Origin of the sequence: Suttonella indologenes (assembly GCF_900460215.1) — a bacterium.
In the GTDB taxonomy this organism is placed as follows: Bacteria; Pseudomonadota; Gammaproteobacteria; order Cardiobacteriales; family Cardiobacteriaceae; genus Suttonella; species Suttonella indologenes.
On sequence record NZ_UHIA01000004.1, the window covers coordinates 450,794 to 463,918 of the forward strand.

Annotated in this window: 18 protein-coding genes and 1 tRNA gene; 6 read left to right on the forward strand and 13 right to left on the reverse strand. The window is 46.1% G+C overall.

Going from position 1 to position 13,125, the window contains the following annotated elements:
- Position 1: 1 nt before the first annotated feature.
- Genes otnC through ltnD form a run of 3 tightly spaced genes read right to left on the reverse strand, consistent with a single transcriptional unit; the run spans position 2 to position 2,775 of the window.
- On the reverse strand, positions 2–634 hold the full coding sequence (otnC, locus tag DYC63_RS06230) for a 3-oxo-tetronate 4-phosphate decarboxylase (protein WP_115218439.1): 633 nt from the start codon (positions 632–634) through the stop codon (positions 2–4).
- On the reverse strand, positions 631–1,875 hold the full coding sequence (gene otnK, locus DYC63_RS06235) for a 3-oxo-tetronate kinase (protein ID WP_115218440.1): 1,245 nt from the start codon (positions 1,873–1,875) through the stop codon (positions 631–633). The genes otnC and otnK overlap by 4 nt, the downstream gene beginning before the upstream one ends.
- Positions 1,876–1,878: 3 nt before the next feature.
- Positions 1,879–2,775, reverse strand: coding sequence for an L-threonate dehydrogenase (gene ltnD, locus DYC63_RS06240; RefSeq protein WP_115218441.1), 897 nt, complete (start codon positions 2,773–2,775; stop codon positions 1,879–1,881).
- A gap of 318 nt (positions 2,776–3,093) precedes the next feature.
- On the opposite strand from ltnD, the gene DYC63_RS06245 reads away from it, so the two are divergent.
- Positions 3,094–3,852: a DeoR/GlpR family DNA-binding transcription regulator gene (locus DYC63_RS06245; RefSeq protein WP_115218442.1), complete on the forward strand. Its 759-nt coding sequence runs from the start codon at positions 3,094–3,096 to the stop codon at positions 3,850–3,852.
- Positions 3,853–3,899: 47 nt separating this feature from the next.
- Here the strand turns inward: DYC63_RS06245 and DYC63_RS06250 are convergent, their stop codons facing one another.
- From DYC63_RS06250 to DYC63_RS06275, 9 genes are all read right to left on the reverse strand, one after another.
- The gene (locus DYC63_RS06250) at positions 3,900–4,619 is read right to left on the reverse strand and encodes a hypothetical protein (RefSeq protein ID WP_147284937.1); all 720 of its coding nucleotides are present in this window, start codon (positions 4,617–4,619) and stop codon (positions 3,900–3,902) included.
- 199 nt (positions 4,620–4,818) lie between these two features.
- Positions 4,819–5,574 carry an NAD(P)/FAD-dependent oxidoreductase gene (locus DYC63_RS12905; RefSeq protein WP_245888052.1) on the reverse strand — a complete coding sequence of 252 codons (756 nt, stop codon included), beginning with the start codon at positions 5,572–5,574 and terminating at the stop codon, positions 4,819–4,821.
- Positions 5,559–5,720: a hypothetical protein gene (locus DYC63_RS13150; RefSeq protein WP_245888054.1), complete on the reverse strand. Its 162-nt coding sequence runs from the start codon at positions 5,718–5,720 to the stop codon at positions 5,559–5,561. The genes DYC63_RS12905 and DYC63_RS13150 overlap by 16 nt, the downstream gene beginning before the upstream one ends.
- A 51-nt stretch (positions 5,721–5,771) precedes the next feature.
- Positions 5,772–6,155 carry an FAD-dependent oxidoreductase gene (locus DYC63_RS12910; protein WP_218564565.1) on the reverse strand — a complete coding sequence of 128 codons (384 nt, stop codon included), beginning with the start codon at positions 6,153–6,155 and terminating at the stop codon, positions 5,772–5,774.
- A complete protein-coding gene (locus tag DYC63_RS06260; RefSeq protein ID WP_115218444.1) occupies positions 6,152–6,775 on the reverse strand; it encodes a GDSL-type esterase/lipase family protein in 624 nt (207 codons plus the stop codon). The genes DYC63_RS12910 and DYC63_RS06260 overlap by 4 nt, the downstream gene beginning before the upstream one ends.
- Before the next feature lie 224 nt (positions 6,776–6,999).
- Positions 7,000–7,185, reverse strand: coding sequence for an Arm DNA-binding domain-containing protein (locus DYC63_RS13760; RefSeq protein WP_425452130.1), 186 nt, complete (start codon positions 7,183–7,185; stop codon positions 7,000–7,002).
- Positions 7,122–7,949 (reverse strand): hypothetical protein, encoded by an 828-nt coding sequence (locus DYC63_RS06265; protein ID WP_115218445.1) that lies wholly within the window; start codon positions 7,947–7,949, stop codon positions 7,122–7,124. Before DYC63_RS06265 ends, DYC63_RS13760 begins: the two co-directional genes overlap by 64 nt.
- Positions 7,950–7,986: 37 nt before the next feature.
- Complete coding sequence (locus DYC63_RS06270) at positions 7,987–8,652, reverse strand: Fic family protein (RefSeq protein ID WP_115218446.1); 666 nt, start codon at positions 8,650–8,652, stop codon at positions 7,987–7,989.
- Complete coding sequence (locus DYC63_RS06275; protein WP_115218447.1) at positions 8,640–9,872, reverse strand: tyrosine-type recombinase/integrase; 1,233 nt, start codon at positions 9,870–9,872, stop codon at positions 8,640–8,642. Before DYC63_RS06275 ends, DYC63_RS06270 begins: the two co-directional genes overlap by 13 nt.
- Before the next feature lie 8 nt (positions 9,873–9,880).
- Here DYC63_RS06275 and DYC63_RS12630 point away from each other — a divergent pair, with 8 nt between their 5' ends.
- Complete coding sequence (locus DYC63_RS12630; RefSeq protein ID WP_172459444.1) at positions 9,881–10,066, forward strand: hypothetical protein; 186 nt, start codon at positions 9,881–9,883, stop codon at positions 10,064–10,066.
- Between the two features lie 82 nt (positions 10,067–10,148).
- Here the strand turns inward: DYC63_RS12630 and DYC63_RS06280 are convergent.
- Positions 10,149–10,238 (reverse strand) — tRNA-Ser (locus DYC63_RS06280).
- A gap of 149 nt (positions 10,239–10,387) precedes the next feature.
- Here DYC63_RS06280 and DYC63_RS06285 point away from each other — a divergent pair.
- The 4 genes from DYC63_RS06285 (at position 10,388) to DYC63_RS06300 (ending at position 13,057) form a co-directional block, all read left to right on the forward strand.
- Complete coding sequence (locus DYC63_RS06285; RefSeq protein WP_115218448.1) at positions 10,388–11,071, forward strand: ComFC family protein; 684 nt, start codon at positions 10,388–10,390, stop codon at positions 11,069–11,071.
- 12 nt (positions 11,072–11,083) lie between these two features.
- Positions 11,084–11,647, forward strand: a complete 564-nt coding sequence (locus DYC63_RS06290; protein ID WP_115218449.1) for an inner membrane-spanning protein YciB — start codon at positions 11,084–11,086, stop codon at positions 11,645–11,647.
- The gene (locus DYC63_RS06295) at positions 11,640–11,924 is read left to right on the forward strand and encodes a BolA family protein (RefSeq protein ID WP_115218450.1); all 285 of its coding nucleotides are present in this window, start codon (positions 11,640–11,642) and stop codon (positions 11,922–11,924) included. Before DYC63_RS06290 ends, DYC63_RS06295 begins: the two co-directional genes overlap by 8 nt.
- An 83-nt stretch (positions 11,925–12,007) precedes the next feature.
- Complete coding sequence (locus tag DYC63_RS06300; protein ID WP_115218451.1) at positions 12,008–13,057, forward strand: metallophosphoesterase; 1,050 nt, start codon at positions 12,008–12,010, stop codon at positions 13,055–13,057.
- The last annotated feature ends 68 nt before the right edge of the window (positions 13,058–13,125 follow it).

The window sequence follows — 13,125 nt, forward strand, 5'->3', positions numbered from 1 at the left end:
GTCATTTTCCTCTGTTTTCTAAATCTTTTACTTCATCATCCGTGAGATAACGGATTTTTTGTCCTTGAAGAATGAAGAATAATTTCGCTGTTTCTTCCAATTCTTCGGCATTGTCCGCCGCATCCGAAAGATCGGATCCCGTAACGACGACGCCGTGATTCGCCAAGAGAAAAGCTTTGCCAAGCAGCGCTCTTTCGCCCAGTTCCGTAGCGATATGCGGCGAACCGGGACGGTAATAAGGAATTACAGGCAGTTTTCCTACGCGCATGACGTAGTAGGGGGTAAAGGCTTTGATGGCATTGTCGTAGTCAAGATTTTCCAAACAGGACAGTGCGGTAAGATAAGTGCTGTGTAAATGCACGATGGCTTGGCAGTCGGGATTGCGGCGATACATTTCCAAATGAAAAACCGATTCTTTGGAAGGTTTGTCGCCCGACAATACCTTGCCTTGGCTGTCGATGACGGATAAACGATTGATTTGCAGGCGCCCTAAGGAAGAACCGGTCGGCGTAACCAAGATGCGTTCTTCATCAAGGCGGACGGACAGATTTCCCGCGCCGCCTACCGTGTAGCCGCGCTCATAAAAGGATCGCCCTAGGCTGACCATTAATTCTTTTTGTTCCAATTCAGTCATGAAAACATTCCTTGTGCGTAAGCGAAAAAGTCTTCCGTGCCGAAGTTTCCTGATTTCAGCGCCAGATAAATGTCATCGTCCAAAGCTTTTAACCAAGGCACACCGGGGGCAATCTGTTTGCCGATATGAAAACCTGTGCAGCCAAGTTCTTGTACGACAATACTTGAGGTTTCTCCGCCGGCATTGATGAAATTCACGACGCGGGCTTCTCGTCTTAAGCGACCGGCTAATTTGGCAAAAGTTTGCTCGATGGCATGACTGGCCTTATTGCCGCCGAATTCGGCTTGAATGGCTTTCAATTCTTCCGGCGCAACAGTGGCATATATCATCGGCGCAAATTCATCGTCTAAATGTTTGATAACTTTTTCATATAGTTCATCGGCATAATCGTGATTGTTAACCGCTTGCGCGACATCAAGATAAAAATGGTTAGCTTTGGCTTTATAAGCATTGACTTGCTTATTGGTCATAAGGGAGCAAGAGCCGGATAACACCACGGTTTTTGCTTTTTTAGGCAGGAAAGCATTCGTGCCTTTTTTACCGCCGCTAAGATATGCCGCCATATAAGCGCCTAAGCCAGAGCCGCCTGTTACCAATTTGAAATCTGCAACAGCTTCTGCCAATACCGCTAATTGGCTGTTATCCGCCGCATCAACCACCGCATAGCGGTAGCCCTGCGATTTCAATTCTGCAAAACGCGCCTTGACGCGTTCGGCGCCTTGAACGACATCGCTGTAAGCCACTAATCCCGTTTTGCCTTTTGCCTGAGCATTCATCAAACGCATGAGATTTGCATCCGACATAGGCGTGATAGGATGGTGGCGCATACCGGATTCGTTGAGTAATACGTCGCCGACAAATAAATAGCCGTTGAAAATCGTGCGACCGTTAATCGGCAAAGCAGGCGTGATAACCGTGAAATCATCACTCAATGCCGCTAACAAAGCATCGGTAACAGGGCCGATATTGCCTTTGTCAGTACTGTCGAAAGTCGAGCAATATTTGAAATAATATTGCTTGCATCCGTTTTCTTTCAGCCATTCAAAGGCGTTTAAAGACTGCTCTACCGCTTCGTCTGAAGGATTTGAACGCGATTTCAGGCTAATGACTACCGCATCGACTTTTTCAGCCAGTGCCTGCTTCGGTACGCCGTTCATCTGTATGCAAGACAAGCCGTTTTCGACCAAAAAACTGGCAATATCGCTTGCGCCGGTAAAATCGTCAGCAATCACTCCTAACATGAATTACGCTCCTTTCTTAGGTAAATCAATGCCGCTAAAGATTTTAATCACCGCACTGTCGTCTTCCTTACCATAGCCGGCATTGCTGGCTTCGGTAAACATCGAATAAGCGGTGCTGGCAAGATGCAGGGGAAAATGCAGAGATTTGGCGGTATCGTTTACCAAGCCCAAATCCTTGACAAAAATATCGACCATTGAAAGCGGGGTGTAATCGCCGTCAACAACATGCTTCATACGGTTTTCAAACATCCAAGAATTGCCCGCCGCATGCGTGACGACGTCATATATCATCTCTAAAGGAATTCCCGCTTTTGCGGCAAGCGCCATCGCTTCCGCACCTGCGGCGATATGCACGCCTGCCAATAACTGATGAATGATTTTGACGGTAGCGCCTAATCCGATTGCTTCGCCGATGTTGTAAACCTTAGAGGCCGTAGCGTCTAAAACAGGCTTCAGCTTATCGAAGGCTTCTTGCGGACCGGAAGCCATGACCGTCATTTCGCCTTGCGCCGCTTTTGCCGCACCGCCGGACACAGGAGCATCTAGCATAATGAGCCCCAATTCTGATAATTTTTGTGAAATACTTTGTGTGTCAGCCGCAGCCATAGTTGAAGAGACCATGATCGGCGTTCCTTTTTTGAGCTGCCTGGCAATGCCGTTTTCGCCGAATAAGACCATATTTGCTTGAGTCGCATTCACAACCAAAATCACGACCGCATCTAATTTTTGTGCAAAATTGTTAGCATTCACAGCCGTTTCTTTTGCGCCGGCGAATTTTAATTTTTCTAATGAAATCTGATTGATATCAATTCCATAAGTATCTAAACCCGCATGGATGCAAGATAATGCGGCTCCCATGCCCATAGAGCCGAGTCCAATAACAGCGACCGAGTAAGTCATAGCATCTCCTAGATTTTTGAGTGAAAATATAATCTGGTAAGTGAAAAATTACTTTTTATTTACTACTTGGCAAGACAATAGCACTGATAAAAAATGTTGTCAAATGTTATTTTGTGTAAAAGTTTGTTTTGTGAGAACGTCGCTCAGCCTAGAGTAAAAGGTGGAAGACCATCGTATCTTAGTGCATATTTTGAAATGATTTTGAGTAATTTTTGTTTTTTTATTATAATGTTATCTAAAAATACAACTATTTTTTTGATAAAAGAAAATGTTTTTTTATAATAGCTCACACAAATTCACAATATTTAAGGTTTTAACGTGATTCCAGCACAAAGACAAAAACGCATTCTTAATTTGATAAAAGAAAGAAAAATAATAAGTATCAACGAGTTATCTGATATTCTTCAAGTCTCACACATGACCATTCGCCGCGATATCCAAAAACTGGAAGACGAAGGTAGAGTGGTTTCGGTGTCAGGCGGCGTTCAAGCTTTGGAGCATTTGCCTTATGAAGCCACTCATGACGATAAATTCTTGGTTTTCCATGATGAAAAAGAAAATATCGGTCGTCAATCCGCGCAATTGATTCCCGAAAATGTCACGGTTTATTTGGATGCCGGCACTACAAGCCTTGAAATTGCGCGGCAAATCGCCGCACGCGAGGACTTGTTGGTCATTACCAATGATTTTGTCATTGCTAATTTCTTGATGATGCAAGGACAATCCAATCTGATTCATATCGGCGGCACGGTCAATAAACTTAACCGCTCTTCAGTCGGCACATTGGCGGCGCAAACATTATCCCAATTGGCGATAGATATTGCTTTTGTTTCCACTTCTTCTTGGAATTTAAAAGGCTTGACCACGCCGGATGAAAATAAAATTCCTGTCAAAAAAGCCATTATTCAAGCGGCGCATAAAAATATTTTGGTATCGGATTCTTCCAAATACGGCAAAGTAGCGACATTTTTGATTTGTCCTTTAACGGTTTTCGATTGCATTATTTGTGATAAGGAATTGCTGCTGAATGCGCAGGAAGCCATCCGCGATATGGATGTGGATTTATTATTAGTCTGAATGATTTTTAGGAAGGTGAGGCTGGAAGTATCCAGCCTTTTTAGAGCTTAATATTGTGGGCAGGGAATATAAATTTTTTCATCATTATGGCTATTGCATAAATAATAGCCATGTAATATTGCACGGAAACTATGTTGACTTTTAATAAAGTTATTACCTTTTTCTGTCACTAATCGCTTGACCATTGCCATGCGCTCTTTTTCTTCTAGCGCCGCAAAATAGCGCGGCAATGGAATTTCGAAAAGCTGATAAAATAATCTGGCTTGATTCGTGCTGCGAAATTCATAAGTTTGAATCCAAGTAACATCTTTTTTTAAATAATAATACAAGCGGCCGGCACTGATTTTATTTCTTATAGCGATTCTTTCTTCGGCGGTTTTTATGGATATTTGTTTGATATTTTTAATAATTTCATCGCAAGCGTGCTGAATGTTTTCCTCTGGAATATCAAGGCTTGCAAACAGTGCTTTAATTAAGGTAAGTCGTTTTTTAAGAGTTCTGTATTTTAAATTTTCGCTTAATGACAACGTCTTGCTATTCAAAATCATATACACTTGTTTTTTAGATTTTTTATAGATATGGGGGTCGGAAAGTTGGGGCAGATACGCTTGCATTTTGTTTAATAATGCGTTTAGCGAAATATGCTGTTCCTGCATTCGCATTAAGGCGTTCAGGCTCAGATAATGTGTGGGGGATAATTGTGCGGAATTGCTAAGACAGTCCGGGCAGAAATGAATGTTAGACGGCGTATAAGTAAACATATTCATGGAATTTCCTTTTTCGCGCATTAAAGAGGGAAACGGAAATTGCCTTGCGCGTTGAGGAAATCCGCTTTACCAGATAGTTTTACATCGCGCTGGAAGTTGAAAATTAAACCCGCGATGGCGCGCATTATTCATGCTTGCTTTTATTTTGTCAAGAACTCTTATTGAATTTGAAAGAATATACAGAATATTAGTCAGATTATTATTGCTCTCTTCTGCCGCGCCATAATTGCCAAGCCGCGCTCAAATGCACCCCGATATCTAGTAATGGACGCGGCGGCAGGAGCGAGGCTTGTCCGCCGGCAAGATACGTCCGAATATCAGGATTATCAATACCTAAGGCTTGGTCGGCAATCAATTTTCCGGCGGCGCTGTGGCGTACCAATCCCGCACCGTTGCAGCAGGAAACGACAAAGACATGAGGCTGCGCCTCGCCGAAAATCGGCATGTGATTATGCGAAATCGGCAGCCAGCCCTGCCATGTATGCGCGGCAGTCGCCTGAATCTGCGGAAAACGCTTACCCAACATCGCCAAATGCGATTGCTGCACTTGCTTAATATCGCTTAACTGTTCACGCAATTTGGGCGAATAGCGAAAACCGTGGCGGCTAAGCAGGCGGCGGTCTGCGGTTAAGCGCAAAGTCGCGCCGACCGTGCCGTGGGCAGGCGTAATGCCCCAATTGCGGACGCTGCCCAGCTGCGCCATCTCTCTATCGCTCAAAGGTTCGCTCAACGTAGCGTAAAGCACCATCGTTTGTATCGCTGGCACCTGCCGCCAGCGATACAAACCAAAGGCAGACAAAAAGCTGTTTACGGCGATAATCACACCGCCGCAGCAAATGCTGCCTGTCGGCGTGTAAACGATTTTCTCATCGCCCGAGAAATTGCAGCGGATAACCGGCGATTGCTCGAAAATACGCACATTTGCCGGCAAAGTGTCGGCTAAGCCGCGTACCAATGCGGCAGGATTGAGCAGATAAGTGCCGACGGTAAAAATTGCGCTGTGATAATAGCTGTACCCAACGCCTGCGCCAATTCATCGCGAGCGCAGTCGCGGTAAGGCTCCTGCCATTGCTCGAGATTGCGGCGGTAATTTGCCAGCAAGGGCGCGCCGACATCGGCGGTTACGGCGGCATGATAACGCCCTGCCTGAAGTCAATCGCAGTCGATATGATGCGTCTGAACTAATACTTCTAATTGCTCGAGCGTGCGGCGAAATAATTGAATCTCGGCTTGCGCGGCGGCGGTGCCGGTAACGTTATTATCGCTGTAATGCGGTAAATCAATCGCAAAACCCGAATTTTTGCCCGAAGCATTTTCGTCGATAACATGTGCTTCCAACACGGCAATGCGCGCTTGCGGTGCCTGCTCCGCCAAACGTCTGGCAGCGGCAAGCCCTGCGAAACCGCCGCCGATAATCAGCCAATTCGCAGTCTCTGCAGCGCTTAAAGCCGCCATCGCCTCGCGTTTCGGTAATAAAGCATTCCAACCGCTAGGCGAATCCGTACAAGGCAAAGTCGCTATCTGTTTCAAGCTCATAAAAATTTCTTCTTACGCAAAAAAGCATAAAATTCCTCACTGAATAAGGCATAACCTGCCGCATTCGGATGAATTTGATCGGAGCGCAAATGCTCTTTGCGCAAAATATCGCCCCAAGCCGAAGGATAGAGTGTGATATTTTCAGCGGCGGCAATCTCGGCATAGAGTTCATGGTCTCTGGGTACGCCCAAAACCGCACCCGCATTCAAGCCCGGCACGCCGACTAAAATCATCTGCGCCCCTGTTTCTCGCACTAATTTAATGATTTGCTTGATGTTGCTGCGCGTTTCGCCGGCAGACTGTCGGCGAAGAAAATCATTACCGCCGATGCTGATAATCACCAATTGCGGCTGGTGCTGCGCCAATAAAGCCGGTAAACGTGCCAAGGCTTGCGCACTGGTATCGCCGCTCACGCCGCCGTTGACAATATGCCAAGAAGTTTTCGCCGCCAACAGACTCGGATAATCTTCGCCCGCCCCTGCACCATAACCCGCCGTAAGTGAATCGCCCAAAGCCAACACGGTGCTGCCGCCGCTGACATAGCGGCCGTCAGGACTGTCATTGCCGCAACCATAGAGCAAAGCGCTGAGTGTGAGAAAAATCAAATGGAGAAATTTCATAATATTCCTTTGTTAAATAAAACAGGTTTATAGATTAAAGATAAGATACAGCAAAAATTTAATGGTTGCCATAAAAAAGTGTATTGATTCCAATAAATAACATTGTGATTATCGTTTATTATTTATGTAGCTATACAATTTTGAAAATTGAATTTGTTAAATAGTGAGTAAATTTTTTTTGAAACAATATGCAAAATATGATTAAAAACTTTCTATTGAAATATTTAAAATAGCTTGTAATTAAAAGATAGAAAAAATACTAAGAGATTGTTGGCTTTTAGCAGTAGGGTTTGCGCATCACGGTGCAGCTGTCTCGCCTGTTTTAAGCTGATATGCGGATAACAGCCTAATGACAGGGTGCCTTTGCTTTGATAATGGTAGCGAAAGCGTCGGTATTTGCCGCTGTGTATTTATCCTTGCCTGTGATTAGATTATCGCATAGGGCTTGATTGTCTTTCAGGATGTAAAGCACAAGTGCAGCAATAACCTTGTTCTGCGTATTGATAGTTTTGCTACTGGATTTTTTTGATTCCTCTGTTTTTTTAAGCGGCAATAAAGAAGAAATAAATTCTTCAAGCGCTGCTGGTGTGCATACTATTTGATTTTTATCAGTCATTAAACCATCTAGTGAATTGTTAAATACAAAAAATGTCCTATTATCTTCTTTTGAATAAGAACCTAAGCAGTAAAAATTTTCGTCATCCTTAAACCATAAAGCATCTCTTATTCCGCATTTTTTTCTAGTTGGAATATCTTTTTTATAGTATAGGTTTTCATATAATAATAAACTAGATTCAGTAATAGCGAATCGAGTAGGGATTTTTGCAGTCAACTCAATGATTGAATTGTATTTAATTTTATTTTTGTCAATATAAAAATTGTCGCTAAATGATTTTATTGTATCAATTGCAATCTCAATAGTTGTTTTCTTATTCCTATTTTTATCAAATAGACTGTAGTAAGATTCATATTCTTCCCTACCGCCAATAATATTCCACATTAAAGCTGTAACCTTTTCACTTTCATTAAATATGAATGATAATTCCAGTAATCCTTGAAGTGCGTAATTATATATGTCACTTTTTTTTACTTCTTTGTTGAAATAGTTGCCTAAAACTTGGGAAGTTTCTTTAATACTCAACCATGGTTTGGCTTTGGTTAATGGGTCTAACATATTCACTTTCCTTGCTGTAGTAGCTTTAATATTGATTTCAATACATCACGGCATAGCGCGGTTCATTGGCGCAATCGATTAAAAAGGCTTCCATCGCCGCCGCCTCGCCGCTTTCATAATAGCGCAATAGCTCGTCTCTGTAGCGCGTATCTTGGCTGGGGGATATGGTTATCGGCGGATAGCCCTGCATCATCAGCTCGCCGTTCATCATAAGCTGTCCTGTGCGTTTGTTGCCGTCGGCAAAATATTGATTGCGGGCAGTATGCAGGAATAGCACAAAGCCTTTGCGGTAGTCGGCGGCTTGTTCATAGGCTTGCATCATGTCGCGGTATTTTTCCGCTAAAAGCATCGGCAGCGGCGGGCTGTATGCCGTGCCTGTGATACTTACCGGTCGCGTTCTAAAACCGCCTGTTTCGGGATTTTCGCCCTCTGCCACAATGCTGTTCAGGTAAATGAAATTGTCTTTGCTTACCTCGAAACGCTGCGCTTTCACTTGCGCAATCAGGGCATTCCAGCCGTCGCGGATATGTTCTACCTGATGCAGTTCAAACATGGGCTTTCCGCCGATGGATATGCCGTTGATGACGGTCTGCGTTTCGGCAAAAGTCAGGCTGTTGCCCTCTGCCTTTGCCATGTTGTAAATAAACTCATCACGCATCTTATGGGCGATAAATAACGCCCTGTCTGTGCCTATGTGTTGCATTGTTGCTCCTTTTCCAGCGCCTGCGCTTTTAATCCGTCCAAATAATCGGCGTATGCCTGCATCATGGCGCGGCGGTCGTCTAAGTAATCGGCATGGTTGTAAGTGCCGCGTACGCTGTTTTTATCGGCATGGGCAAGCTGCATTTCTATCAGATGCGAGGGATAGCCCTGTTCGTGCAATAGGGTTGAAGCCGTATGCCGCCAGCCGTGCAAGGTTGTCAGTTCGTGCAGGCTTTGCCCCTGCCTAATGCGGTTTGATTTTAATATCTTATAGGCGGCGCCCTCGGTAATCGGCGCTATCCGCCCGCCGAAGGTGTTAGCGAGAATATAGGGCGTATGGGCGCTATGCAGGCGCATTTCTTCAATCAGGGCTTGCGCTTGGCGGGGTAGCGGTATCAGATGCGGGCGGCGCTTTTTCATGCGTTCTTTGGGAATGTGCAGCGTGTCTTCCTGCAATTCCTGCCATAGGGCAAGGCGCAGTTCACTCGGGCGGCAAAAGAGATAGGGCAGTAAGCGCAGGAATGCACGGCTTGCCGGCAAGGCGGCGGGCGCACGTTCAATGGCGATTAAGGCTTCGCCGATAATCTCGGGCTCGACAATATGGCGCATGGGATTACCTTGATGTGCGGGCAGTAATTCCCCCGCCTTAAGCAATTCCGCAGGGCTGTAGGGAATCAGACGCATGTTAAAGGCATGGCGGCAGATACGCTTGATATTGCCTAGGGTGTATTCCGCCGTATAAGGCTGGGCAATGCCGGCGATGTGGGCGATGATGTCGGGCGCAGTCAGTGCCTCGATATTGAGCCTGCCAAAAGCGGGCAGAATGTGATTCTTGAGGTTTAAAGCGATGTCTGTGCGGTGCTTATCCGTCCAGTTTTTCGCCTTGGCGGTCGTTTCCAGCCAGTCTTCGGCAATGCTTGCAAAGGAAGTGATACCGCCGGCTTCGGCTTTTGCCTGCTTCTTCTGTGCATTCGGGTCAATGCCCTGCGCCAAAGTCTGGCGGAAAACTGCATGCGCCGCCCTTGCTTGGGCTAGGCTTACTTCGGGATATACGCCGAAAGCAGCCGTTTTCTGCTTGCCCTCGAAACGATACGCCGCCCGCCAATATTTACCCCTGCTGCCGGCTTCCAAATACAGCCCCAAGCCGTCTGCATAGCGCTTCGGCTTACCGTCGATAGTCGGCTTGGCATTCTCGCAAGCCTTTGCCGTTAATTTTCCCATGTCATTCCTTGCGTAAAAAATGGGCTGCGGTGTTGGTATTTCGGCATTGTTGGTATTTTTCTAAGACTCGATACCTGCCCAAAGCCTTATCCCACGCGCTTTTTACTGCCCTTGTTGGTATTTTTTTAGACTATGGTAAAAGATACCAACAAAAATACCAACAAAAGATGCTGCTTGCACTTGATGCCCTTTGATGGCGTATGAGGTAAAAATTCAATGAAATCAGCCATGAAACAGGCAATAAAAAAACGCCTTGAGGGCGTTTGAGGTAAGGTATGGCGGAAAGACAGGGATTCGAACCCTGGAAGGGCGTTAACCCTCGCCGGTTTTCAAGACCGGTGCATTCAACCACTCTGCCATCTTTCCGTAATGAGGGCGCAATTTTAGTGAGTTCTGTTTTTTTTGTCTAGCCTTATTTTATGATTCTTCGTCTTTGCAATGTTTTTGCTGAATTTTTATTCAGATTTTGGAAAAGGTTTTGCTTGCTTTTGGGGCTGCGGCTACAATAGCGCGCCATGAATTTTTCTGCTTTTTGGTCTGCGCCTTCGTTTGCGGCGTTTTTCCCACAATCTTGCTTGCATTGCAATGCTTTTTGTGAGGAGCCCTTATGCACGGATTGTCAGACCTTATTGCGTGCTTTTCCCCGGCATTGCCGTTCTTGTTCGCGTCCTTTGCCGCAGGCGGAGGTGTGCGGAGCGTGTTTGCGCAAACCGCCTGAAATTGAGGCTTTGTTTATTGTTTGCTGTTTTGAGCATGTGGTGCGTGATGTGGTTTTGGCGGCAAAATATGCGGCAAATCGCAGGGCTTTGGCTTTGATGGCGACGATGATGTCGCAGTGCTCGCTGCCTGCTGTCGATGTGTTGCTGCCGATGCCGATTTCAAGAGGGCGTTTGCTGCAACGCGGTTTTAATCAAACGCATTATTTGGCGGCGGCGATGGCAAAGCATTACGACTTGCCGATGAATAAGGCTTTGTTAGTCAAGCAAGGGCGAGCGCCGCAATCTTCTTTGGCGGCAAGGCTGAGGCGGAAGAATATTCGAGGGGCGTTTTCGGTGCAGGGCGCGAGTCCGCCGTCGGTGCTATTGTTGGATGATGTTTATACGACGGGAGCAACGATGCGTGAGGCGGCGCGGACGCTAAAAAATGCAGGTGCGCAGAGGGTTTATGCGGCGGTATTTGCTGCTGCACTTTTTGATTAATGTAGAGGATATATGCAGGATTTTATTCCGGTTGTGGCGTTTATCGGCGCTTATGTGTCGGCACGTGTGTTGGGTTATGCGGAGCAGGCGATGTATGTGGCGACGGCGGCTTTGATGCTGGTGTCGGCTGTGCAATTGCTGTGGATGAAGTTGAGAAATACCGCGATTGAGAAACGCCATTGGCTGACGGTATTGGTGATTTGGGTTTTGGGTGTGCTGACTTTGGCGGTGCATAATGATTTGTTTATCAAATTCAAACCGACGGTTTTAAATATCGCGATTGCGGCGGTCTTTTTAGGCTCGCAATATGTGGGCAGGGAAAATTTGACTAAAAAGATGTTGCATAGCGCATTCGATATGCCCGAGCATTTATGGACGCGCTTGAATGTGGCTTGGGTCATTTTCTTTTTGTTTGAAGGTGCGCTGAATGTTTTTGTGGCATTGAATTTTTCAAATGATATCTATGTCAGCTTTAAGTTTTTCGGCTTGATGGGGTTGACGATTGCCTTTTTAATTGCGCAATTTGTGCTGCTGCGCGCTTATTTGTGTAAGGATAAGGAGGGCGAGAATGAGTGAGGCGCGGATAGCGATGTTGGATCAGGCTTTGCGCGTGGCATTTGCGCCGCAATGTTTAGAGATTCGCGACGATTCCGCCTTGCATGTCGGACATGCTTCGGCAGGCGGGGCAGGGCATTTTGCGGTATATATCGTGAGCGAGGCTTTTGCGGGTTTATCTGCGGTAAAACGGCATCAAGCCGTCTATGCGGCGGTGGCGGATTTGATGGGAACGGAAGTGCATGCCTTATCCATCGAGGCTAAGACGCCGCAGCAGGTCTCATCGGCATCAATATAAGCGCGTTTCGGCGCTTATATTTATAGTTTCTAAGAACATTGATGTGAATCCGCCTAGGCGGAAATTTTTATTAAGGGGAAAATATGCCGCGTTGGCTTTTATTTGCGGTAGTGATTTGTTTGTTTCAATTGCTGCTTTTTGTGTTACTGCGTTCGTATATATGGCTGAGTGGACATAAGCCGCGTTGGTATGCGGTGGTCTTGCTATTCGGCTTAGGCAATAGTTTATTCGGTGCGCGTTGGTTTTTGCCGCATGGCATTATCGTATTCGCTAATGTATTGGCTTTGTCTTGGCTATGGTTTTTGGTCGCTTTGCCAATCGGTTTACTGCATTTGTTGGGACACGGTCGTCATGATAAATATTTAAAACCTCTATTGCCGACCGCTTTTTTGGCATTACTGGGCTTTGCTTGGTTCAGTGCGCATTCGCCGACCATTTTGCGCTATCAAATTCAGCTGAATAAGCCGCTGGCGCCGTTAAAAATCGCTTTGGTTACCGACACGCATTTTGGCTTGTGGGTCGGCAAAGGCATGGCGGAAAAATTGGTTGCTATGCTCAATGCTGAGCAGGTAGATATGGTGCTGATGCCCGGCGATATTATCAATGACAATCCTGATTATTATGACCGCGACGGCATTGCACAGATTCTCAAGCGCATTCAGGCGCCAGTTTATGCCACTTTGGGCAATCATGAATTTTATGGCGACACCGCCGGCAATGACCGTGCTTTGCGCGAGGCGGGAATGCATGTATTGCGCGATGAAACGGCGATATTTAACAATCAAATCGCGATTATCGGACGCGATGACGACTATGCCCGCGCTCGTCCTTCCTTGCCGGAATTATTGGCGCAAGTTGATCAGCAAATGCCTGTATTTGTGCTCGATCACCGCCCGACCAATATTGAAGAAGCCGCCACACTGCCGATTGATATGCAGGTGTCGGGGCACTCGCACCGCGGACAGATTTTCCCCGCCAATTTCATAACCAGCAGTATGTATGTTCTGGACCATGGTCATGGCGAAATCGGCGGCGTGCATTTCTTTACTAGCAGCGGCTTCGGCTATTGGGGCACGCCCCTGCGTCTAGGTTCGCGCTCGGAGTTGATGATTATCGAAGTCAGCGGGAAATGAGTTGTATTAGAGCACAAAAACAATATAGGTTTTTAATGTCTAATGAAGAGGAAGAAAATAAATACTGC